Source organism: Clostridium sp. CTA-5 (assembly GCF_054768135.1).
This window is the reverse complement of the sequence record NZ_BAAAAT010000001.1, coordinates 598484-620194: the sequence shown is the minus strand read 5'-3', so window position 1 is coordinate 620194 and position 21711 is coordinate 598484. Positions and strand designations below refer to the sequence as shown.

Here is a 21711-nt window from a genome sequence, read left to right as displayed (position 1 = left end):
TCACCACACTTTTGTATTACTTTTAAGCATTTGATTTCTATTTTTAGTAGTAGTAACTTCAAAATTATAATAAACGTCGCTATCTTTCCATTCAAACGAAAAAGAATCAACACTTTTGGTTAATGGATGTACCATTAATGCCTCTTGTGTGATTCTTTTTAATTCTAATTCAATAGCCTTTTTATCTATAAATGAACCTATTATATCTTTTCCATATTTTTCTGAATAAGCATTATATTCATATCTATTAGTAAGCATAGCTTTTTCACACCATTGAATATATGCTTCAAATTCATCTAATATTTTTACACTTCCATCTGAATTTTTAATAAATTCTCCTGTTTTAAAATTAAAAGCATAAGTACCTTTAAATTCTATATTTTTAGATTCTTGAATAATTTTAGAACTCTCTAAACTATCAATAGGAAATAAATTAGCCATTAGCGACCACTCTCCCAACCACTATACATTCATTACCTATTTGTGCTACTAAAACTCTATCTCCAGCTTTAAAGTTTGGAAAATTAACACTATGAGAATGAGAAGGATCTCCTGCAGTTTCAGTTACTAAATTTAATTTTAAATAATCCAGTATTAAATAATCATTAATTTCATACTTAAAATTATCTAACTTTAATCCTGAACTAGTTAAAGTAGCTAATGTTAAACCATTAGTAAACATTGCATTTCCAATATGTTCACTTGTGTTTTGATCCATAATTCTTTTTATTTCATTAAAAACATTATCGTTCTCCATAAAATTTAGTTTTCACCCCTTCCCAAGTCATTAAGTTTAAATCCATTTTCCCTTTTCCTCCAAAATTATGCGTTATTTCAGTAACTATATATTCACTTGAATATATACTAACTTTATTTCCAGCTCGTAACGTATTAATATCTAATGCGCACTTAACAGAAATACTATCTTCTCCCGTAGAAAATAAACTGTTAGCTTTACTTTGAGCTTTAGCATAATCATCCACTTTATCGTCTTGAACTAATTTTTGAATAGTACCATAATTTTCTGTATCTTGCTTAAATACACCAATAATCGGAGACTTAGTAGTATCTTTTTCATTCTTTCCAAGAACTTTAACTTGAGTGATAGATCCATCTAATGTAGAATTTTCTTTCATTTCCTCTATTGCTGTTTCTAATTTGGGAACTAGAATATTTGTTCCTAATTCCCATAAATCAAGCTTTTCATCCATTCTTAATCTATATAAAGAACCACCTTTTTGAGCTGTTTCTTTTAAATCTTTTCTAATCATTCCATATAATTTTTCTTTTCTTAAACCTTTAGCTAATCCTATTTTTGTATCTGTTAAAGTACCTATAGGAATACCCCAATCATTTGCTATTATCGAAATTCTTTGATTAGCTGTTTGCCCTTCACTCCATAAATATTCATCTTCTGATTCTTCAATATAAATAGTTCTCTCTTTTCCTGTTATTAATATTTTTTTGCTTTTTTTATCAGTATCTAAATTCCATATAACACCATCAAACAGCATTATATAAGCACCAGTATAATAATCATAATCATATAATGATATTCTATCGCCTTTTTTTAGTGATAATTCTTCTATAGCTTTTGAATTAGTAAGAGTTGTTGATAAGATATAAGCAACTCCATCTATGCTTTCTTTTAAAGTAGCTGCTTCACTTCCCATATTAATTTTTATATTATTTCTTAACCATAATTCCATATTATCACGCCTTTACCACATAATCTAAGCAAATATACCCGCCATGATTGCCCCAATAAACATCAGCCCAATTACCATCAACGCTATAAATTCTAAGAGTAGTTCCATTTGAAACAGAACCTAAAATATCATAGCTTGTTCCTGGTCCACTTCTGACATTTAATGCACTTGCAGTAACTTTAACAGTATCTTCTGAATTAAAATCAGAACTTTGATTTGATCTATTATCTTGTAAAGTAGAAGTGTTTTCAACTGATTCAATTTTTATTTCAGAATAACTTCTAAAAGTAATAGCTATATATTTATCGCCTATTTCTCCTGCTCTCTCTTCTTGTGAAAACTTAGAAATACTAACCAATTCATTAAAATTAAAATCAGTAATTATTAATCTTATTGGTTGTTCTATGTCTTTCCAATATTCTAATAAACTTATAGCTTCACTTGGTAAAGGAATAGATGAATATCTACAGTAGGATGAATCATATTCTTTCGGAAATAGAGTGTTAAAGCTGATTTCGGTTACTTTTTTACCATTTTGTGCTATATCTACTTCTCCAAAATCTAAAATATCAACTGTTATAAATCTTTTTTCTTTTTCAATATATATTTTATCTAATGGATTAACTGGGAAATGAAAAGTGTAATTTTTGCTTTCATCAATTAAATAAACATCCATTTAACCAGCTCCTTATTTTTAGACATAATAAAAGCACCTACTATTGTGTAAGTGCTTCTTAAAATTATATCTATATTCATTATATTGCTTTTTTTGTTATCTTTCTCTCATTTTTTTATCAAAATGTTATCACAAATTTTTCTTTTCATTTTCATTATTTGTTTCGATCTTTTTTAATTCTAATATATTATTTAGAATACTTTTCATTTCCTCAGTATTATTGCTAATATTATATTGTATTTTACTCTGTTGCTCAACATTATAAGTCCAATCAATTATCATTGTTATCAACAGGCATACTATAATACTTGGAACTGCTAAAGCAAAAGCTATCATAAAAATAGTAATAATTTGTGGAAAAGCAGATTCGCCAACATATGTAGTATCGCTTGCATGTTTAGATAGAAATAATGCTATTAAAACTATTATCACGATATTAGCATACATCAATTTTTTTAAAAACTCTAATCCTTTCGTTGAAATATAAAAATCATTATCTTTATAGCTTAATTTCATTGTCACACCCCCATCCCAATTATACCACATTTTATATTACTTTTTAATATTTGTAAAGGCTTCCTTTAGTTTCCTAGCAACTTCTTTTGTAGCTTGTGCAATTATTTCATCAACATCTTGTTTACCATCAATATTCAAATTAATATCACCAAAACTCACTCCTCCTATTCCTGCAACTTGTAGCTGTTGTTGAGGTTTAACTATCTGATATTGAATTTGTTGAGGAACCTGTTGCTTAGATATTTTAAAATCAACTTGTCTTGATACCTCTTCTTTCATATCTTGTACTGATTGCATATGATTAAGTATTTTAGTCCCTCTATTAGTATATGCTAGTTGTTCACCATTATATCTACCTAAAATAGGTACAGATTTACTTTCTGTTAATTCCAAACCTCTTTCATTAACGGTTGTTAATCCAGCATTTGAAAAAGAAGTACCATCAGCATGATGATCAATATTTTTAGCTATTTCTTCATTGCTTATATCACCTGCTCCAAATATCTTTTTGCTAATATTTATTGTTGCAGTCCATATTTTTCCACCTAATCCTTTTAAACTACCTAATAACTCATCTACTATTCCTTTAGCTTCTCCTGCATTTGTTCTTATATTAGCAGGTGTATCTGCTGGAATGCTGTTTATTGCATTAGTTGTATTGTTTACTTCTTCTGTGACTTCATTTGCACTTGAAGTTATTTCAATACTTCTTCCCCTACTGGCTTCTTCAGCTTTTATACGCACCTCATCAAGATTAGTTATTGCACCACTTGAATCAACTTGAACATTAATAGGTGTTCCATTTATATTCATAATTCTGTATAGTGTTCCATCTTGTGCGGTTTGCACTTCACCTAATTGAGCTATTAATCTGTTACCATCTCCTATCATTTCACCAGCAGCATTTACTGACGCGCTTTTTACAGTATCTAATGTAGATATTATGTGTGAATTACTATTACTTATCTCTAATGCAGATTTTTTAGCATTATCGGCCATTTCAGCAGTATACCCACCAACTTGACCACTACATTGTGCATATGCTCCAATAACCTCTCCTGTTGCTTTGTCTACTTCTGCATATACACTTTCAAATTTTCCCGTCTCATTGTTTATTAAACTATACATTCCACTTTCTTTTACATTTGCTAATCCGGCAAATTTACTATTAGTCATTACTCCAAGTGTTTGATTTCTTTTTATATCTTCATATGAGAATTTTTCACCAGTTTTTTCATTTAATTTACCTTTAGCATCTGGGAAAGCATTATACAAAGTTTCTAAATCTGATTGCCAATCTTCTTTTGCCTGTTCTAGTGCTTTATCTCTTGCCACTTTATTTTCATTTATTGTATTTTGTAAATTTGTTTTATCTGTATCAGTTAAATTCTTGTCATTATCTAAATGATATTGAGTTGCTGTAATAGCTCTATCATATTTACCTTTTATTTCATCTATAGAACTTTGATGTCCCTTTACTCTTTCTTGAAGTAATTCGCTGGCACCGTCAATTCCTGTTACTCTTTCAGCTGCACTTGTAAATTTACTTCTAGCATAAGCCTGTTCTCCAGCATTTTCTGCATTGGCATATTCTAGTCTAATTGCTTGCAATTCAGCTAATTTTTCTTTTATTTGTTGCATATCTCCATCCAATATAGCACCATGATCTTTTATTGCAGCATCACCTATTTTATACATTTCATCTCTTATTTGAAGTTCTTTATTTACTCCTTCACCAAAGAACTTATCCATATAGTCTAAAGTGCCTTGTTCTGCAGATGTTACACCATCTAAACTAAATGTTTTTGATAGTTCACTCTTAACCTCAGATTGTTTAGCTTTTATAGCATTAATACCTTCATAAGTAAAATCATTTATATAATTTTTAAATTGATTGATATGTGATTCATCCATGCTTCCATTACGAGTTAATTTTTTAATATCCATTTCCATTTTTAATAAACTCTTAGAAGCATCTTTTGCAGCAGTTTTGAAAGAATCTGAAACACCTTCTCCAAAGTCATCATAGATAAGACCAGCATTCCGTAATTCTCTTTTAGATTTAATAACATTGCCTGTTAAACTATTCATTATTTTTTCAACCGTTCCTAGTTCCTCTGTTGTTGTCGTAACGGTTCTATTCATAAGCTTTTTATAATTTGATACAGCTACTCCAGCAGTTATAACAGCTGTTCCTATTGCTAATCCAGTTGGACTTAATACTGCAGGTAGTAATTTTCCCATTAAACCTATATTTTTAAGACCTCCTGCTATAGCAGTGGTTTCTCCTGATACTTTAGCTCCTTTAAGAATTTTTACTAATCCACTAACACTAGTAATTGTATTGCTAAATTTCCCTACTGCCGAAAAGCCTGTAAAAGCAACTCCTAATCCTATTACACTTGTAGCTAATGTTTTTAATTTTTCTGTATGCTTACTTATATAATCTACGAATTTGACTATTCCATTTGTTATATCTGGCATTTTATTAGTTAACCATGTTACAAATTGCTTAGCATAAGGTGCTAATCTTTCCCCGAGTTCTATTTGAGCTCCTTCTACTGCACTCTTTAAAATAGTCCATTGTCCTACTAAATTATCTAACTTAGTATCTGCCATTTCTTTTGAAGCACCATTAGCCTCTTTAAGTTCTTTACTTAGGTCTCCTAACCCTTTTCCACCTTGATTCATTAATGCGAGTACACCTGACATTGCTTCTGTACCAAAAATAGTAGATATTACATCTGCTCTCTTCTGACTGGTTAAACTTCCAAGTGAACTATTTAAATTGCCTACAACATCACTTAAAGATTTCATATTTCCTTGAGTATCAAATGCATTAATTCCATAATATTTCATTAATCCAGCTGCTTCTTTAGTTGGACTTGCTAATCTTGCAAGTGAAGCTCTTAATACTGTACCTGCTTGTGAGCCTTTTATATTTGCATTACTTAAAAGTCCAGCTGCTGCAGCTGTATCTTCAAGTGAAATTCCTAGAGATTGTGCTACCGGTGCAGCATATTTCATTGTCTCACCCAAATCAGTTACATCAGAGTTTGTAGCACTAGCACTTAATGCGAGTACATCTGCAACATGTCCGGTTTGACTTGCTTCTATATTGAAAGCTCTTAAAGTACCTGAAGCTATATCTGTAGCAGTAGCTAAATCTAAATCCCCAGCACTAGCCAAACTTAATAAACCTGGTAAGGCTGATGTAGTTTCTTGTACACTAAACCCAGCTTGACCTAAAAGTTCTTCAGCTTGTGTAACCTGTACAGCAGACCATTCAGTACTTGCTCCTAAATCCTTTGCAGTATCTTTTAATGTTTTCATTTCAGCATTAGTTGCACTAGTTACAGCTTTTACATTTGAAAGTCCTTTTTCAAAATTAGAAAATGTTTTTATGCTAGATCCTATTCCTATTCCACCAAGAGCAACTGTTCCTGCTAAACCAATAGATATTATTTTTTTTGCACCAGTTTTTATCCATCCATTAACTTTATTTTGCATATTAGTTAGAGTTTTACTAGCTTCATCCTCTGCTTTTATCTTAATCTTAGCATTTGAGTTATTTAATTTATCTGTTTTCTTTTTTAAATTATCTATTTTGCTTGAAGCTTGATCATTTATTTTTGCAGTGGCATTCATATTTGTGCTTTTAAATTTTGTAATTTTAGAATTTAATTTATCTATTTTACTAGATGCATCATCTTTTAATTTAGCAGTAGGATTAGCAGTGATTTTACCTAAGACTTGCATCTTTTTTTTAGTTTGTTCGGCCATTTTTTCAGTAGCAGTAAGTTTTTGTTTTACCTCTTTATCTCCTGTTACTTCAAGCCCTATACCTATCCTATATATTTCTTTTATTGCCAGTTAGAATCACCTTCTATCTGCTATTCGCCTTTTTAATAGCCCTATTTTTTTCTTCTACCTCATATGAAGAAAAAGCCAGGAGTAATCTCCTGGCCATATCATTTATCTTTATTCCATAAAAATAATCTGGTGTTATATTATGCACTGAAAATAAATTATATAGTGCTGTAATTTTACCACCAGATTCTATGAGTTTTTTATATCTTCAACCTCTTCAAGTTCATTGTTAAAACCACTTAATTCTAATATTTTATCTGTTAACGCTGAAATTTCCCCAGCAAGTAATTTTTTTCTTATAAATTGCTTTCCATCACTTGCTTTAGCTGATTCTAGTAATTTAGAATTATTCCAATCAAAATTACTAGTTGATGCAATAATTAATCCTGCATCAAATTCATTTCCATCAAATTTATCTTCAATTTTTCCTTTTACTTTTCTAGTATAAGTACATTCTTTTCTTATTTTGCTTATTTCTTTTTCTGAAAGGCCTTTAAGTGTAACTGGTATTTCCATCCTTTCTATAAATACTGTAGCTTCTGGAACTTCATAAGTTCCCATTAATTTAGCAAGTATATCTTCTTCCTTCATATTCATTATTTGTTCATCTGTCATTTTTCCCATTATAAATTCCTCCAATTAAATTTATTTTTTTAAATTATAATAAGCCTTGAAATCTTAAAATCCTAAGGCTGGCTTCTTATTCCTCTTCTATTGCATCTAATAATTCATAACCTTCAAACGTGAAAGGAGACTCTTCCATAACTAAGTCTCCAACCTTTAAATTCACAAGATTAACTTTATCTGCCATACAGTTCTTAAGTCTTATTCTCTCAAATCCATAAGCTTCTGGATCTTCTAAAGCTACTATAAGTTCAAATCTTTTAAAGTCTCTTTTAATCATTTCTGATGTAACTTTATAACCAGTAAAACTTCCTGTACCTTTTTTAGTACCTCTTTTATATCTTGTCCAATCATCTCCAACAACATTTAACTCTTTTTTGTCTAATGCTACTTCTGCAGTACATTCACTAACATTTGTTTGTTCTTCTCCATCCATAAGTATTTTCGCATACATTGAATGAATAGTTCTACTTGCATCTAATGGCATCTAAATTCCCTCCTATCTTATATATCCTGTTCCATAGATTTTTTTCATTACATTGATGTAATTTGCATTCCATTTCCAAAAGAATTCATCATTTTTAGCATTTACTTGTAATTCTTTATCAACTTCAACTGTAAAATCATCTTTTATTATTCTTGCAGTAATAAAGGCTTCAAAGTATTTTTTTAATGCTGTTATTACAGTTATTTGACCTAAGTCATCATTAGGAGTTTTCCCAATAAAATCATCTCCACTAAGAGTTGTATCTTCATCAACTGTGCTAATAAATCTTTCTGCTCTTATATATCCTAAAACTTCATTTTTTTCATCTTGATATTCTGTAAAGGTATTTTTATCATCAACAATTATTACAGATCCATTATTTTCTCTAAAAATTAAAGTACCTGCCTTTAAGGCAATGTCTTCTTCAGGCTTACTATGTTTATTTTTAATACCACTAAATATTGTTCTTTTATTACAAATACTTTCTTTTAAATCTAATCCAATAGACAATGCTGCAACATATACAGCAACTTCTGCTGGAGAATATAGGACTTCTTCATAATAGGCTGAATCAGCAATATTAACTACACTAGGATTATTTAATTCTTTTGATTTCATATTAGTTTGCACTAAAGTAGTTTCACTTCCACCACCTAAGAAAGAAATAAAGTTATTTCCATTATTTTTTTGAGTTTCTGTCCAAATCTTAATACTAGTTTGTAATGAACTATCGGAAACACCATCCAAAGCAAATGCATCAAGAGAATATCCTTCAAAAACATTCATAGCTTCTAAATAATGTTCATTAGTTACTTTAGTTGCTCCATCATTTCCACCTGTTAACGCTTGATTTACTATATTAGCTAATGTTCCTGTAGCTCCTGTAACCTTTTTAGCAATTAAATAAACATTATCCTCATAACTATTTATAGCAGATACTATTTCATCAATAGTTCCACCTAAATTTTGAATTGTAACTAATAGTATAGTTCCTTCAAAGATAAGTAAATCTTTCTTTGAAGCATCTGCTATATTTGTTCTTATAGTAACATTAAATGCTCTTGTACTTGGATATTTAGTTTCTAACGTAATAACATCTGTTGGAGACGGTTCTGTGTTCTTTAACTTTAAAGAAGCAACCTTTTCTGTTCCATCTGTCAATCTGTAAAGTAATAATTCTTTTGGTTGTCCTAATAATGCTAATCTGCCTAGCTTATAAGCAGTAAACTTTATATCATTACCAAAATTCCTTATTAAATCTTTTTCATTTAATATAGATACAACACTCTTAACTGGTCCCCAATTGCTTTTAACTGGCATAGCTAATGTACCACTCGTACCTACTTCAATTCTTTTTTCAGCAATAGTTTTAAATCTATTATAAAAACCTGGTATACTAGGTTTATTTGTTTCACTCCATGTTCCAGCCAAATTATTCAACCTTCTTTCCTAAAAAATCTTTAATTATTTCTTTAAATTCAGATTTTTTCATTTCTGTTTTTTCGCAATTATAAAAAGCACCTGCAACTACTTCTATTCTGTAGCCAAGTGCTTCACAATTATCTATTAAGTCTTGTGTTGGATAAACTTCTTCTTGAACTTCTAACGGTTCTGCCACTTCAATTTCCTCCTGTTTTACTTTTATCATACTTGGTGTATCGGTTGAAATTTCCTCCTCTTGTACCTTTTTTAAGTCATCTTCCATCACTACTCCTCCTTTAATTCACCTTTACTATAAATTTTATTTATAACAGGTTTATTATCTTCTATCATCTTTCTTCTAAATAGCTTTACTGTTAATTGTCCTTTTGATAACATATCAGCTTCTCTATCTTCACTTATGCTTTCTATAGTAAGATAACGTCTTTCTGTTAAATCTAAAGGTATTTTTAAACTAGTAATAAGCTGATCTTCTATATCATTAAGTAATTTATTAATTTCATTTTTATTGTTACTAGCTATATGACATATAAGAGTTTTACTTTCTTTTATGAGTCTATTATTTTCTCTTTCTTTACTTTGATTTTGAACTCTCCAAAGAATTGAAGGTATTTCAAAATTCTTTTTCCAGCTATTAAGATATACTGTATGACTTGTAAAAGTCTTAGTAAAATCATTTAAAGCAGTTAACCAAGTATCATTATTAATTTCATCTTCTTCATGTAATGCTATAATAGTAAATCTTAATCCTCTTGTTATTGCTTCCCATTCTTCGTCTATGAGGTCTTGTCCTATAGCACCATCAAAGATACAAGTAAATGTTTCACTAGTCTTAATATCCTCTATTACTTGCATATTTAAAGCTTTTATTACTTCTTCTACAAGTTTATCAAGATTTTTAAAAGTAGTCTTATCCTCATATAACCATATTTCTATGGTCCTTTTAAAGCCTACTACTTCTCCATTATCATCATCAGCCCCTTGTAAAACTACTGCATAAGGTTTCAATGTATCTTTATTAGGTACGGATGGTTCATAGCATCCTTTTAAATTTTTAACTGTATCTAAAAGTTTCTGTCTTATTCCATGTCTCAATTTTAATCACTCCAATACTCAGTAATTGTATTTATTAGTTCACTTTTACTTTCTTCTAAAGTATTTAAAAAAGTATGAAAGCCTTCTGTACCAGGATGATTAACTTTTTTAACTGGATGTGCTGCACCTTTCCAATACAATGCTTTACCATTCTTAGGAGTTATAGTATGTGGTTTACTTCCTTCTTCTAATATTTCTCCATAACTAACACCATGACTAAGAGAAATTTTGTAGTTACCATTTCCTCCAGTTGAGTCTGAACTAATACCTTGTCTAGCATTAGATGTTCTATCTTTCCAATTAGCACCATTCTTTGCCTTACCCTCTAAACTTTTAGCTATAACTTGGCATAATAATACCATTCCTGCTTTTTTTCTATCAATAAATTTAACAACTTCAAAGCTCATGTTAATCATACCTTTCAAGATCACATAAATAACCACAAACAATATTTTCAACTACAATAGGATAAGTAGCTTCTATTTTCATATTTCCTTCTAAACATTTAAATCTAATAGCTTCTTTAGGATTAACTTCTATATCTGCATCTTTATCAGCTAACATTTTATATCTATTAGAGCTATAAGAAGTTCCTTGAGTTTTGCTCTCTATAGAAATCTTATTAAAATTATCTTCTAAATAAATAATTACTTTTAGGTTTCTTTTAACTTCTACCTTTTCAAAAGCTCCATCAACTTCTATTTTCTTAATTTGTTTAATGCTTATTTCAGTAGGATTAGCTGTTATACCTTTATTTATTGCTTCAATAATCTTTTTAGCTTTTAACTTACTCATTAACAGCCATCTACCCTTCTCATAGATGTTTTATATCCTATAGTTTTATTTGGCATTAAATTAGCCTGTTCTTGTAAATAATCAGCTTGATAAATATTAGCAAGGTTATTCCAATAATCAGGATCAGCATTTTCTATTTCTATTGGCCCTACTTTTATTTTTTTATCTGTATTAGCTTTCATTAAACAGCCACGCCAACTAGCTTTAAGAACATTATTTTCATTCACTTCAAGTAAATTTTGTAGTTCCAGATCTGAAAATACTGGATACTGGTTTTCATTAAGATTTATTTTTAATATTTCTAAAGGTATAAGTTTCATAATTATTCTCCTCCACCATCTCCTTGTTGTCCACCATCTCCATTAAGATCTTGATTATCTTCTTCACCCTCTGGTATATCTATCTTTGCAAATTGCTTTAATTCATCTACATCACTAACTTTTACTTTGAATTTTTCATCTTTATTTATAAATTTTCCATCATATTTAATATTTTGATTTGCTATTGCTGGATAAGTTTTTTCTTTAGCCATGCTAAATCTTCCTTTCTTGATTTAAATTAAAGAGTAGCCTTATTTGACTACTCCAATTAATATACTATTCCAAAGAATACTTCATCTGCTCTATCGAAACTTACAATAGGCATTACTGAAACTTTTGTGTCTACAGTAACTGGATCTTCTTTTACCATTGTTGTAACTGCAACTCCTGTTCCTACCATAGTAGTATCTAATTTACCAGAGCCACTTTGTTTATCATATTCTTCTGGTGTAGTTCCATATACAGTATCACCTAATGTAGCACCACTCATAAGAGTAATTTTTCCATTTTCATAATAAGGTACTGGATTTTCCCCTTCCTCTGGGATATAAGTAGTATCTTCTAAAAAGATAACTGTTAATCCTAGAACTTCTTTTGCAAATTGTAAGTAATTTGCTTGAGAAAGAATTAAGGATGTATTTAAATTACTATTCTTTATGTGATTTGTAATAACTGTATTAATTAAGAAAGTCTTATCAAAAGTACTTTCAGTTAATAATAAAATAGTTGGCTTTGCATAATGATCATCAGTTATAGATTTTTGAAACTTTTTAACGTCTCCAACTATATCAGCTGCTGGATTTGTCCACTTAGCATCAGCAGTTAATACAACTTTATGATTTGAAGGGACTCCATAGTCAACTACAATATCGCCATCCTTAGAAGTAAAGTTCAATAATCCATTTTGAATTACACTAGCTCTCATTTTCTTTGCTACTATTTCAGCACCTCTTATTAAATTTACTTGTCCTTCATAAACTTGATCTAAAACTGCATCAACTAGATTTTGATTATTAGCATTCATAGCATTAATAATTTCTCTTCTAGTAGTTTCATCAATTCCTATTGCTTCTTTAAAGAAAGGAATTTCTGTTGACTTAACTGTTACTTTAGCATTTAATGCTCTCATTTTTGCTGCTACATCAAATGTACTTTGTCTTAAAGCTACGGCTTTTCGTTTTGCACCTTTTGCCTGCTCTAATTTTGTTCCTGTTACTTTTCTATCCGGGAACAAAGACCTATCAATTGTATTTTCAGCAGGTAACTCTTTCATATATAAAGCTATAGCCTGTGAATTTATAAAATCATTTAATTTCATAATTAAGATTCCTCCTTATGCTCCAAATATAATTTGTTTTAATGCAGCTTTTTCTACTGCTTTAATGGTAACATCAGCATTAAATTTAACTGCTGACTCATATAGAACTCCATGAATGAATATAGGTACAACTTCTGTTGCATCTCCAGGATTTGAGGTTGGTGACATTGAGCCTTTAAAACTAATATCTTGATATACAATTCCATAAACATCCGTACTAGTATTTGTTGATGTTACTGGTTTTCCACTAATGGTTATTAATGTTCCAGCTTCTAACACTTCATCAGAATTTAATACAGTTGAAACATCTGACTTTTTAATTTTCATAGGTAGAGAAATAAAGTGATCACCAGCAATTAATCTTAGTTTTTTTTGTCCTCCTATGACTTCATATGAACTTTGATGCATTTTGCATCCCTCCTTAAATTAATTTATTTTGCAAAATCTAAAATGCCTTTAGACTTAGCTGCTTCTGCATGTCTTTTAGCTAATCTTGTAGCAATATGTTCTTGGTTTGGTTCTTTATTATTTGGTTCTGAACCACCAGAATTAAATGAACCAGTTCCTTTTATTTCTTTCTCAAATAAAAAATCATGACTTGTTTTAAGTGGTTCTATTTGGTCTTTTAATCCTGTAATAGATTCACCATCTAAATGAAGTTTCTTTCTATCGATATGAGCCATAACTGACACTTTATCTTTAACATTGAATGCTCCTAACGCCTTTTCTAAAGCATTATCGAAAGCAATATCATTTAATTGCTTTTCATATCCTTCTTTTTGAGTTTTATTATCTAATTCAAGCTTTTCAACTTTTTCTTTTAGTCCATCAACATCTTTGTATTCATCTTTTAGTTTAGAAATTTGAGTATCTCGTTCTCCAACTTGCTTTTTATATTCTTTAGCCTGTTCATTTACTTGATCAAATCTGCTCTTTGGAATAAAGGCACCTCCACTTATATCTTCAAAGTCTTTATTGCCTAATTCTTTTCTTTTATCTTCTGAAAGAGCATTGTATGCTTCTTCTCCTATAATGTCTTTAATATTTGCCATTGTTCTAATTCCTCCTTGATCTCTAATTACAGTTTTTTACGTGCTACTGAACCACGTTAGAGTATTTATGCTTAATTAATATTTAGTGTCTGTAATTAAGCTAAAAAGACTAAAAATAACTCCTTATTATGAATTTGAAATAACATTATTTTACTTTAATTTCTATATTATGCTAAAATATTCTTATCAGCTAATTGCTGAAATATCATGAAAGGAGTTATTAGCTATGAGTGATTTAATTAAACCTGGAACAGACAATCAACCAGCAGGAAAATATAAGGAAGTTGGTCCTCGTGGTGGTACTGTTCCTCATGCAAGAACTGTTAAGATTGATTCTGGTGATAGATTGCCACCTACTCAATCAAAGGGAAATAAATGGACTAAAAAATAATTAGATCTCAATTTTCTTTTTCCATATGCAGAAGCAGATATTAAATATGTTTATTTGTATCCAAGCTTCTGCGTATTTTTTCCCATTTTCTTCGTATTGGGTTATATAGTGATGCATCTATACTCCTCCTTAAATTTTGCATAATAAAAGCACCTAGATTCCTCTAAGTGCTTAATCATAATACCTACTATATTTAGTTTAGCATATATGACTTTGAAAAGTTCTCAAGTTTTTCTCAAAATCTTCTCATTTTTGTTGTTAATATGATACTGGTAAATTTTCAAGTTCAATTTCATAAGACATTTTAATTCCATTCTTTTCTGCTTGCTCATGATTTTTTATAATTTCACTTATAATTTCTTTAGAATACCCTAATTTTTTAGCTTGCATTATAAATTCTTCTTTTTCCATTCTTTATATACCCTTTCTATAGTTTCACCTATCCTTTTAGCTATAAGTCTTGGGGTAGGATTATTACAATATTCCGCCCATCCTTCTGCTATAAACTCTCCATATTTGTTAGAATTATCATTATTCCAAGAATATTGAGATATTTCTTCTGTTAATTGTAAATTAGTTTTACTATCAAACAGATCTTGTATTTCTTCTATTTCACTTATCTTAAGTAAATCATCCAATTGATGTCCTATTTCATGATCTAATACTGATTTAATAGTATCACAGTATTCAGGATGAAATTTAGATTTTACATTATCACTTAATGCAGATTTAAATATTTCAGAGTTCTTTCCCCAATCTCTATTAACTGTTACACCTCTAAATCCTTTAAATACTTCTGTCCTTGGAGACCAACTTTGTGCAAATGTATTTTTGCTAACTGATACATTTTTCATTAAGGTTCTTACTTGTTTATCTGCATATTTTTTTAATAATTCAATGTTATTTTCAGCAACTTTAGGATTGTCTTTTATTAATCTATCTAAATAATATTGCTTAGCTATAGGCTTTAAGTTAGTATTTCTTTCATGACATTCTCCTACAAATCCAAAGTTATTCTTTAATTCTGGGAATTTATTAAAACTCTCATATAATCCTTTATTCCATTCGTTAGCTGTTGCTAAGTCACAACCCTTATAACTTACATTTCTTATACCTAAAATATCTTTAACAAATCCTTCTGCTTTTTTAATATTTTTAGCTGGTTTAAATGCTTTTTTTCTTCCTTTAATTATATCACTTATGCTTTGATTTAATTCATTATTTTTATTATTTTCTTTATACCATTTATCTAATTTAAGATTAGTTCCACCATTGTTCCATTCTTTCAATTCTTTAATAGCTTGGTCAATATCTATATTTTCTTCAGTGAAATAACATAAACAATTTGGATGTTGAAGTGGTATTTCATTTGGTTTAAATACTCTACCAGAATAATCATCACATATATCTGTTTTACCATGCATCCTAAAACTATGACTAGCACTTAAGTTCCATTTGATTCCCTTATTAAATGGATTATTCTTAGCATTTTCAATAGTTGTTTCAGCAAAAGCATGAGTAATTGAAGTTCTAGCTAATCTTTGTGATTGATAAGCTATCTTTTCACTCATTCCATCTTCTAGTGCATGAGCTTCTAATACTTTAGTTGGATTAACATACTTATTTACCTGCAGTGCTAATTCTCTAGCATTTGCACCCTTTAATACATTAACTTTAATTAAAGTATCTATATCTTTAGCATTGCTTTTAGTTATGTTCCAAAGTCTTTGATCTAATGTTTTACCATCTTCATAATAAGCACCTTGAATAAGTTTAGTTACGGTTTTTCTTGATGTATTTAAAACTACATTATTAAACATAGTTGATAATACTGAATCATCTGTAATTTGCTGATAATAAAAACTCTCAACTGTACTTGCAATTTGAGAGCTAGTTTCTATATTAGCTTTTACCATTGCACTTAATTGAGAGTTTAACTGGTTAATATTAACTTGTACTATTTCATTTAATTTTCTTAAATAAGCATCTTGAGAAGATGTTCTACAAGCAGCTATATCATTTTGTAATTGATTTGCTAATTCTTTATATAAATTTAATAACTCTTTTTCCTGTATTTTATTTAACATTAAAAACTTCTTTCTAGCATTTAAAACAACTTCTTGATAAGTAGTCATGATTATTTACCTTCACTATTAGTTTTATTATCTATATCTTCTAAATCATCATCCAAGCCTTTACTGTACTGGTCAGTTTCAGCATTAATTATCTGTGCTTTTTCCTCCAATATTTCATCAAATGCCTTTTTTGCATCTTCTTCATCACTATATTCTTTAATATATGATTTTTTGCTTCGTACATCTGCCTCTACTTCTTTCATAGCTAAAGTTTTCTTTTCATCAATATCGTTAGGAATAGGATAATTTTGCTTTATTATTTTAGTATATTTTAAATTAGTCCAAGCTTTATTAAATATACCTGGATAACATATTGAACCTACTTCAATAATAAAATTTATTAAAGATAATAAAGGTTTTTCCCAATCATTAAATTTTTCTTCCATTCTAGCTATTAAGTCATTATATAAGTAAATCATAGCCTTAGCACTTGGAATATTATTTAAATCACTTATTTTAGGCATATCTAACGTTTCTTTCATGTCACTATCTGCTCTATCTAGATAAGAATTCATAGCTTCACTATTTCCTATATTATATTCTTGCTTTTGAACAGTTGCTTGTTTTCCTTGTGTCAATGCTTCATCTGATGTTCTTATAGCATGTAACGCTCCTGGTGCAACATTTAACTTATTTACATCTTCTTCTTTTCCATCAATAATACTTTCAGAGCCAAACATTTGAAATCTTAATGCATCAGCAAAATCACTATTTCTCCTATTGTATTGATTTTGAGCATCTCTTAAATCTGTAACATCACTTTCACCAAAAGTATTATTTAATTCTCCACCATTACGAATTAACCAGCATGGAATAGTAGAAAATCCTGTATCTTGATCTATTGTTAATTCCTTTTGTAAATCTGTATTTATATAAGTTTCTTTTCTATACCAAGCTTGAAGTGATTTAGTTATTTCATTGACTTTATAATAATAAGTATGAAGATAATAAATTTTATCCTTATCCTCTTCTCTATAGACATTCATTTCATCTTCTTCAAAGAAAATAGCTTTTAATAGCTTTCCATTCTTCTCTTTGTAAAAGAAATTCTCTATACTTTCATATTTAATTACTACTGGTTGTCCTGGATTAGCTTCTGCTCTAAGTAATACTCTTTTCTTTATAGTAGCTTCTAAAAAAGCTTTTCTAGTGTTATTCCAGAAATTATTGTTTTCAAATACATCCTCTATAAACTTTCTTAATTCCTCACATTGTTCTTTATCCTTTAAATCATCAGCTTTAAAGGATAAAGTAGGTTTCTTACCAAACATCCAACGTGCTTGTTTCTTAAGCAACGGTTTAACCTTATTTCTAATGTCTTGTGTAGGCTTATAATCAACAACATCATCTATTGGCCAATTTTGACCATATAAAGCCGGGTTATCTTTTGCTTTATCTAAATCTATAGACTTACCTCTATAAAAATAATAGTCAGTAAAGATACGTTTTCTTTCTGCTATTTCATTATCAGGGAGATTAAGCAACGTATCTCTTATACTCTTTGCTTGTTGTTCCATTAAAATACTGTTCCTCCTTTTCTATTATATGGATCAGTAGTTGCAGTTTTAACAACACCTTTTCCTTTTTGATAAATTCCATCATCATATTCATCAACTTTAAATCTTAATATTGTATAGATAAAGTATCTTATTGCATCCATAGCATGGTCATTTTCTTTAATAACTTCTTCTATGCCCTTATTTCCTTTTTTAGCATCCCAAACATAAGAGCTAAATTCTTTAAGAGTGTTTTTGCAACAATCATTAACGTAAAATAAGCCAATACTTAATGCACTTGCGACAGTTCTTATTCCATCTAATACATCATTATTGGCTGATAATATATTTTTAAATTCATCGTCACGTAACTGTTTTATAAAACTTGCTGCACTTGGATCTATTATAATTTTAACTGGAATTATATCTCCTAAAAACTTCTTTAAATCTTTAGAATATTGAACATCTGCTTTTTGTATTCCTGTATTTCGTCCGCTATAGTAATATTCCTTAACTATATACCACTTACCTTCACATAATCCCCATAATAGAAATACTGTAGCATTTTGAGTACCATAATCTATACTCACATAATACTTTTCATACCTTCTTTTTATGGTTTTTACTTTATGAATATCTTCATTGAACATATCATAAATGACACCTTCTGCAAGACACCACAATCCTAATATATATCGTTTATAGAATATTCCTGAATACATTCTTTTATATCTTTCTTTTACTCTTTCAGATAAACTTAAATTATCATCCATAGTAAAGTGTAAATGTACTGCGTTTTTTTCTTCTAATTTATCTAAAAATTCAGTTTTAAACCAGTGATATGGTCCATCTGGATTACAATTAAACCACATTTTAGCACCATCAACTGAGCATCTTGAAGTAGCTTGATTAACAAATGATTGTGGCATTAAAGCAACTTCATCAAATAGTACTCCCGCTAATGTAATACCTTGTACTAAGTCTTGTGATCCTTCATCTTTACCACCAAATAAATAAAAATCATTACTATGTCCGTTTTTAGATATAGTAAGATAGTTTTCATTTGAACTTCTATGATCCTTACATTTATAACCTCTACCTTTTAACATTTTCTTAAGTGGTTTTATAACATTTCTTCTTAATGAACCTATTGTCTTACCACATAAAGCAAAGTTTTCATCATCAAATTCCTCTGTTGCCCACATTATAAATGACAATGACATTACAACTGTTTTTCCTGCTCTTACCGAACCATCTGCTATTAATATATCTTTATCGTGTACTGGAGATACTTGATTCCACCATGTTAATACTTGAATTTGTTTATCGCTAAAAGGTTGGAACTTAAATACTTTTTCTTTTTTCTTTTTCTTACTCATTGTTCCATACCTGCGCTGTTTTTCCCTTTAGTGCTTCTAAGAATCCATCATCTTCAACCTCTATCTCATCATTATCAGTAATTCTATTAGTTTCAGCCTTAATCTTTTCAATATCGGCCTGCAGTTTTTGACCTTGTAATTTCTTGTATTCTAAATCAAGTCTAGTCTTTTCTTCATCAGATAATAGATTGCTCAATTTAGACAATACTTCCATAGCTTTCATCTTATCTGCTAACTTAAATTTTATTCCGTCTTTTCCCTCAGATACTTCCGTTATTAAACTTGTATCAACCATTGTACTTTCTTTTAAATCCACATAACTATATTCATTTATCTTTTGTTCTCCAGTATTAGGATCTATAACTGGTATATCCTTATCATTCTTATCTTTAGTCCATACTAACTTATACTTTTTACCAAACTTAATGTAATCACCAATATCTGAAAATGCTATATCTTTATATTGTTGTATTAATCCTTTCTTAAGAAACTCCTTATTTAGTTCCATTTCTAGTAACTTATCTATTTGCTCTCTTATCTTAGTATTTCTAAGCATTTTATTTCCATTAACCATAGCCGTTTCATATGTGCACTTATATACTTTCTGATAGGCTTTAGTAGCATTTTGTCTTTTAGCATATATAACACAAAAGAGCCTTTGCTTGTCGTTAAGTTCTTCATTCTCCATGACTTCTTTAACTTCATCTGCAATAGGCTCTTTATTATTTTCTTTATTCTTTTTTATACTTGCACCACTTTTATTTTGTGTGCATACCTTTTTGTTTTTTGTGTGCATACTTTTTTTATCTTTGCACCATTTATATCTAGTCTTCCAAGACTTAACTGTATTAATAGATACATCATACTTTTCTGCTATTTCTTTATACTTCATTCCTTTTATATAATCTTCTTCTGCTAATTCATATTTCTCTCTAGCCATACCTCACTGTCACCACCTCAATTCATTATATACAAGCTATGACCTTCTTTCTTTTTTAGATTTATATATTTCCCTATTAATAATTCTATTACGTTCTTTATAAGTTTCACACTTACTTTTCATTTCTTTTACTGTTTTATATCTTTTACAATTAAAACAACATTTCATGCATGGATTTTCTAATGGTGCTATCATGTTATCTTCTCCTTTCACTATTCTTAAAACATTCTCTCCATCCTTTATATTGATCCAATGTTACTTCTGTTTTATTGCAACTTTTATATCTATCACACCCTGGATTATCTTTCTTACATAAGCACCTTAATTCTTTACCTTTAAATCTTACATAGCATTTAACTTTCATTTTCTCCCTTCTTTCTATTTTATTGTATTAAAAAAGAACCCTATTTTTAGAGTTCTAATTAATTCTTTAAAATTTCTTCCATTAACTCTTTAAAGTTTTTATATTTCTCAAATCTACTTAAATATCCATCTTGATATAGTTTTATTAATTCTTTTTTACTTAATTCTTCATAATAAGATGAACACTCAATCATTGTATCAATAAACATGTCAAAATCCATTGCTTCTATACCTAAAAACTTATCGCTTATCCAGTGTTCAATTATATCTCTCATATTATTAATTAATTCTTTAACATTTCCTATATTTTCATTACTTCGCTCAATCTCTATAATATCACGGCATATTTGCTCAGTAAAATTTAAATATACAATTTGATGCATATCTAAAGTCTTCATATAATTTAATGCTTTATAAAATTCTGTTAGAGATTGTTTTTTAGACATCTTATTATATTCTAATCCTTTTCTATAATATAACTTAGCCTTTTCATAATTATCTAATATATTAGGATATATTTTATCTAATTCTATTGTTTTATCTATTATTTCAATAATATCTTTAACATAGTAACATTCAGTATTAATAATATCTGCAATTTTATGAATATTAAATTCCATTTGTGTTTTAGCTGTTATTAGTTCTAAGTTTTCTCTCATTATGTTCATTTTTTCATACTCTATATTTAATTTTTTAATTTGAAATTTGCTTGATTCAATACTTTTTTCTAAATTCTCTGCTCTTTTTACAACTTCATCTATGTCCTTCATTTTTATGAATTGAAAAAAAGATATTGATGCAACAATTATAGTAAAAAATATAGCTGTAACAGCTATTATATTATTTATCTTGCTTACAGTACTATCCGCTACTGCATTTATAGCATCTATCTGATCTTTGGTATATTCTTGATTAGATTGTATTACAATATTAGAATTTCCAATTGATCTAGATATACAATATATAGTGGATATCAATAGAATTAAAAATATAATAAAATATATATATTTATTTAAATGTGTATTTTTCTCATTCTTCATATTTTTCCTTCCTTTTTTGTATACAATTTGTTATTAGATTATTAAGTTCCTTATTTATAATAACA

The 21711-nt window shown here is 29.0% G+C and carries 27 protein-coding genes; 1 reads left to right on the top strand and 26 read right to left on the bottom strand.

What is annotated here, in order from left to right:
• The 18 genes from ACYUET_RS02900 to ACYUET_RS02815 form a co-directional block, all read right to left on the bottom strand.
• Positions 1-441 (bottom strand): DUF2634 domain-containing protein, encoded by a 441-nt coding sequence (locus ACYUET_RS02900; RefSeq protein WP_460277741.1) that lies wholly within the window; start codon positions 439-441, stop codon positions 1-3.
• Positions 434-757 carry a hypothetical protein gene (locus ACYUET_RS02895; RefSeq protein WP_460277740.1) on the bottom strand — a complete coding sequence of 108 codons (324 nt, stop codon included), beginning with the start codon at positions 755-757 and terminating at the stop codon, positions 434-436. The genes ACYUET_RS02900 and ACYUET_RS02895 overlap by 8 nt, the downstream gene beginning before the upstream one ends.
• The gene (locus tag ACYUET_RS02890) at positions 744-1709 is read right to left on the bottom strand and encodes an XkdQ/YqbQ family protein (protein WP_460277739.1); all 966 of its coding nucleotides are present in this window, start codon (positions 1707-1709) and stop codon (positions 744-746) included. Before ACYUET_RS02890 ends, ACYUET_RS02895 begins: the two co-directional genes overlap by 14 nt.
• A 4-nt stretch (positions 1710-1713) precedes the next feature.
• Entirely contained in the window at positions 1714-2385 is a 672-nt protein-coding gene (locus ACYUET_RS02885; RefSeq protein WP_460277738.1) for an SH3 domain-containing protein, read from the bottom strand.
• Between the two features lie 129 nt (positions 2386-2514).
• Positions 2515-2901, bottom strand: a complete 387-nt coding sequence (locus ACYUET_RS02880; protein ID WP_460277737.1) for a hypothetical protein — start codon at positions 2899-2901, stop codon at positions 2515-2517.
• 36 nt (positions 2902-2937) lie between these two features.
• Positions 2938-6684 carry a phage tail tape measure protein gene (locus tag ACYUET_RS02875; RefSeq protein ID WP_460277736.1) on the bottom strand — a complete coding sequence of 1249 codons (3747 nt, stop codon included), beginning with the start codon at positions 6682-6684 and terminating at the stop codon, positions 2938-2940.
• Positions 6685-6960: 276 nt separating this feature from the next.
• Positions 6961-7395, bottom strand: a complete 435-nt coding sequence (locus tag ACYUET_RS02870) for a phage tail assembly chaperone (protein WP_460277735.1) — start codon at positions 7393-7395, stop codon at positions 6961-6963.
• A gap of 76 nt (positions 7396-7471) precedes the next feature.
• On the bottom strand, positions 7472-7882 hold the full coding sequence (locus ACYUET_RS02865; protein ID WP_460277734.1) for a phage tail tube protein: 411 nt from the start codon (positions 7880-7882) through the stop codon (positions 7472-7474).
• A 12-nt stretch (positions 7883-7894) separates the two neighbouring features.
• Positions 7895-9313, bottom strand: a complete 1419-nt coding sequence (locus tag ACYUET_RS02860) for a phage tail sheath subtilisin-like domain-containing protein (protein WP_460277733.1) — start codon at positions 9311-9313, stop codon at positions 7895-7897.
• 1 nt (position 9314) lies between these two features.
• A complete protein-coding gene (locus tag ACYUET_RS02855; protein ID WP_460277732.1) occupies positions 9315-9587 on the bottom strand; it encodes a hypothetical protein in 273 nt (90 codons plus the stop codon).
• Between the two features lie 2 nt (positions 9588-9589).
• Entirely contained in the window at positions 9590-10417 is an 828-nt protein-coding gene (locus ACYUET_RS02850; protein WP_460277731.1) for a hypothetical protein, read from the bottom strand.
• A gap of 2 nt (positions 10418-10419) precedes the next feature.
• Positions 10420-10824 carry a hypothetical protein gene (locus ACYUET_RS02845; protein WP_460277730.1) on the bottom strand — a complete coding sequence of 135 codons (405 nt, stop codon included), beginning with the start codon at positions 10822-10824 and terminating at the stop codon, positions 10420-10422.
• Between the two features lies 1 nt (position 10825).
• Positions 10826-11212, bottom strand: coding sequence for a hypothetical protein (locus ACYUET_RS02840; RefSeq protein ID WP_460277729.1), 387 nt, complete (start codon positions 11210-11212; stop codon positions 10826-10828).
• On the bottom strand, positions 11212-11532 hold the full coding sequence (locus ACYUET_RS02835; protein WP_460277728.1) for a hypothetical protein: 321 nt from the start codon (positions 11530-11532) through the stop codon (positions 11212-11214). Before ACYUET_RS02835 ends, ACYUET_RS02840 begins: the two co-directional genes overlap by 1 nt.
• Before the next feature lie 2 nt (positions 11533-11534).
• Positions 11535-11744, bottom strand: coding sequence for a hypothetical protein (locus tag ACYUET_RS02830; protein WP_460277727.1), 210 nt, complete (start codon positions 11742-11744; stop codon positions 11535-11537).
• Positions 11745-11800: 56 nt separating this feature from the next.
• Positions 11801-12850, bottom strand: a complete 1050-nt coding sequence (locus ACYUET_RS02825) for a major capsid protein (RefSeq protein ID WP_460277726.1) — start codon at positions 12848-12850, stop codon at positions 11801-11803.
• 15 nt (positions 12851-12865) lie between these two features.
• On the bottom strand, positions 12866-13258 hold the full coding sequence (locus ACYUET_RS02820) for a hypothetical protein (RefSeq protein ID WP_460277725.1): 393 nt from the start codon (positions 13256-13258) through the stop codon (positions 12866-12868).
• Between the two features lie 23 nt (positions 13259-13281).
• Complete coding sequence (locus ACYUET_RS02815) at positions 13282-13902, bottom strand: phage scaffolding protein (RefSeq protein WP_460277724.1); 621 nt, start codon at positions 13900-13902, stop codon at positions 13282-13284.
• Positions 13903-14128: 226 nt separating this feature from the next.
• Here ACYUET_RS02815 and ACYUET_RS02810 point away from each other — a divergent pair, with 226 nt between their 5' ends.
• Positions 14129-14293: a YjzC family protein gene (locus ACYUET_RS02810; protein ID WP_460277723.1), complete on the top strand. Its 165-nt coding sequence runs from the start codon at positions 14129-14131 to the stop codon at positions 14291-14293.
• A gap of 258 nt (positions 14294-14551) precedes the next feature.
• On the opposite strand, the gene ACYUET_RS02805 is transcribed toward ACYUET_RS02810, so the two are convergent.
• From ACYUET_RS02805 to ACYUET_RS02770, 8 genes are read right to left on the bottom strand one after another with little or no spacing between them, the layout of a single operon-like run.
• Positions 14552-14704 carry a hypothetical protein gene (locus tag ACYUET_RS02805; RefSeq protein ID WP_460277722.1) on the bottom strand — a complete coding sequence of 51 codons (153 nt, stop codon included), beginning with the start codon at positions 14702-14704 and terminating at the stop codon, positions 14552-14554.
• The gene (locus ACYUET_RS02800) at positions 14683-16428 is read right to left on the bottom strand and encodes an exonuclease SbcC (protein WP_460277721.1); all 1746 of its coding nucleotides are present in this window, start codon (positions 16426-16428) and stop codon (positions 14683-14685) included. Before ACYUET_RS02800 ends, ACYUET_RS02805 begins: the two co-directional genes overlap by 22 nt.
• Positions 16429-16430: 2 nt before the next feature.
• Complete coding sequence (locus ACYUET_RS02795; protein WP_460277720.1) at positions 16431-17945, bottom strand: phage portal protein; 1515 nt, start codon at positions 17943-17945, stop codon at positions 16431-16433.
• Positions 17945-19303: a PBSX family phage terminase large subunit gene (locus tag ACYUET_RS02790; protein ID WP_460277719.1), complete on the bottom strand. Its 1359-nt coding sequence runs from the start codon at positions 19301-19303 to the stop codon at positions 17945-17947. The genes ACYUET_RS02795 and ACYUET_RS02790 overlap by 1 nt, the downstream gene beginning before the upstream one ends.
• Entirely contained in the window at positions 19296-20243 is a 948-nt protein-coding gene (locus ACYUET_RS02785; RefSeq protein ID WP_460277718.1) for a terminase small subunit, read from the bottom strand. Before ACYUET_RS02785 ends, ACYUET_RS02790 begins: the two co-directional genes overlap by 8 nt.
• A gap of 36 nt (positions 20244-20279) precedes the next feature.
• On the bottom strand, positions 20280-20438 hold the full coding sequence (locus tag ACYUET_RS02780) for a hypothetical protein (RefSeq protein WP_460277716.1): 159 nt from the start codon (positions 20436-20438) through the stop codon (positions 20280-20282).
• 1 nt (position 20439) lies between these two features.
• Positions 20440-20607, bottom strand: coding sequence for a hypothetical protein (locus ACYUET_RS02775; RefSeq protein WP_460277714.1), 168 nt, complete (start codon positions 20605-20607; stop codon positions 20440-20442).
• 58 nt (positions 20608-20665) lie between these two features.
• Entirely contained in the window at positions 20666-21646 is a 981-nt protein-coding gene (locus ACYUET_RS02770) for a hypothetical protein (protein ID WP_460277712.1), read from the bottom strand.
• Positions 21647-21711 lie beyond the last annotated feature (65 nt).

Coding starts and splice junctions, on each gene's coding strand:
- ACYUET_RS02780 (WP_460277716.1), bottom strand. CDS start 20,438: ATGATAGCACCATTAGAAAATCCATGCATGAAATGTTGTTTTAATTGT.
- ACYUET_RS02825 (WP_460277726.1), bottom strand. CDS start 12,850: ATGAAATTAAATGATTTTATAAATTCACAGGCTATAGCTTTATATATG.
- ACYUET_RS02830 (WP_460277727.1), bottom strand. CDS start 11,744: ATGGCTAAAGAAAAAACTTATCCAGCAATAGCAAATCAAAATATTAAA.
- ACYUET_RS02855 (WP_460277732.1), bottom strand. CDS start 9,587: ATGGAAGATGACTTAAAAAAGGTACAAGAGGAGGAAATTTCAACCGAT.
- ACYUET_RS02815 (WP_460277724.1), bottom strand. CDS start 13,902: ATGGCAAATATTAAAGACATTATAGGAGAAGAAGCATACAATGCTCTT.
- ACYUET_RS02835 (WP_460277728.1), bottom strand. CDS start 11,532: ATGAAACTTATACCTTTAGAAATATTAAAAATAAATCTTAATGAAAAC.
- ACYUET_RS02885 (WP_460277738.1), bottom strand. CDS start 2,385: ATGGATGTTTATTTAATTGATGAAAGCAAAAATTACACTTTTCATTTC.
- ACYUET_RS02810 (WP_460277723.1), top strand. CDS start 14,129: ATGAGTGATTTAATTAAACCTGGAACAGACAATCAACCAGCAGGAAAA.
- ACYUET_RS02820 (WP_460277725.1), bottom strand. CDS start 13,258: ATGCATCAAAGTTCATATGAAGTCATAGGAGGACAAAAAAAACTAAGA.
- ACYUET_RS02785 (WP_460277718.1), bottom strand. CDS start 20,243: ATGGCTAGAGAGAAATATGAATTAGCAGAAGAAGATTATATAAAAGGA.
- ACYUET_RS02775 (WP_460277714.1), bottom strand. CDS start 20,607: ATGAAAGTTAAATGCTATGTAAGATTTAAAGGTAAAGAATTAAGGTGC.
- ACYUET_RS02845 (WP_460277730.1), bottom strand. CDS start 10,824: ATGAGCTTTGAAGTTGTTAAATTTATTGATAGAAAAAAAGCAGGAATG.
- ACYUET_RS02805 (WP_460277722.1), bottom strand. CDS start 14,704: ATGGAAAAAGAAGAATTTATAATGCAAGCTAAAAAATTAGGGTATTCT.
- ACYUET_RS02880 (WP_460277737.1), bottom strand. CDS start 2,901: ATGAAATTAAGCTATAAAGATAATGATTTTTATATTTCAACGAAAGGA.
- ACYUET_RS02800 (WP_460277721.1), bottom strand. CDS start 16,428: ATGACTACTTATCAAGAAGTTGTTTTAAATGCTAGAAAGAAGTTTTTA.
- ACYUET_RS02865 (WP_460277734.1), bottom strand. CDS start 7,882: ATGCCATTAGATGCAAGTAGAACTATTCATTCAATGTATGCGAAAATA.
- ACYUET_RS02870 (WP_460277735.1), bottom strand. CDS start 7,395: ATGGGAAAAATGACAGATGAACAAATAATGAATATGAAGGAAGAAGAT.
- ACYUET_RS02900 (WP_460277741.1), bottom strand. CDS start 441: ATGGCTAATTTATTTCCTATTGATAGTTTAGAGAGTTCTAAAATTATT.
- ACYUET_RS02790 (WP_460277719.1), bottom strand. CDS start 19,303: ATGAGTAAGAAAAAGAAAAAAGAAAAAGTATTTAAGTTCCAACCTTTT.
- ACYUET_RS02895 (WP_460277740.1), bottom strand. CDS start 757: ATGGAGAACGATAATGTTTTTAATGAAATAAAAAGAATTATGGATCAA.
- ACYUET_RS02770 (WP_460277712.1), bottom strand. CDS start 21,646: ATGAAGAATGAGAAAAATACACATTTAAATAAATATATATATTTTATT.
- ACYUET_RS02795 (WP_460277720.1), bottom strand. CDS start 17,945: ATGGAACAACAAGCAAAGAGTATAAGAGATACGTTGCTTAATCTCCCT.
- ACYUET_RS02875 (WP_460277736.1), bottom strand. CDS start 6,684: ATGGCCGAACAAACTAAAAAAAAGATGCAAGTCTTAGGTAAAATCACT.
- ACYUET_RS02840 (WP_460277729.1), bottom strand. CDS start 11,212: ATGAGTAAGTTAAAAGCTAAAAAGATTATTGAAGCAATAAATAAAGGT.
- ACYUET_RS02890 (WP_460277739.1), bottom strand. CDS start 1,709: ATGGAATTATGGTTAAGAAATAATATAAAAATTAATATGGGAAGTGAA.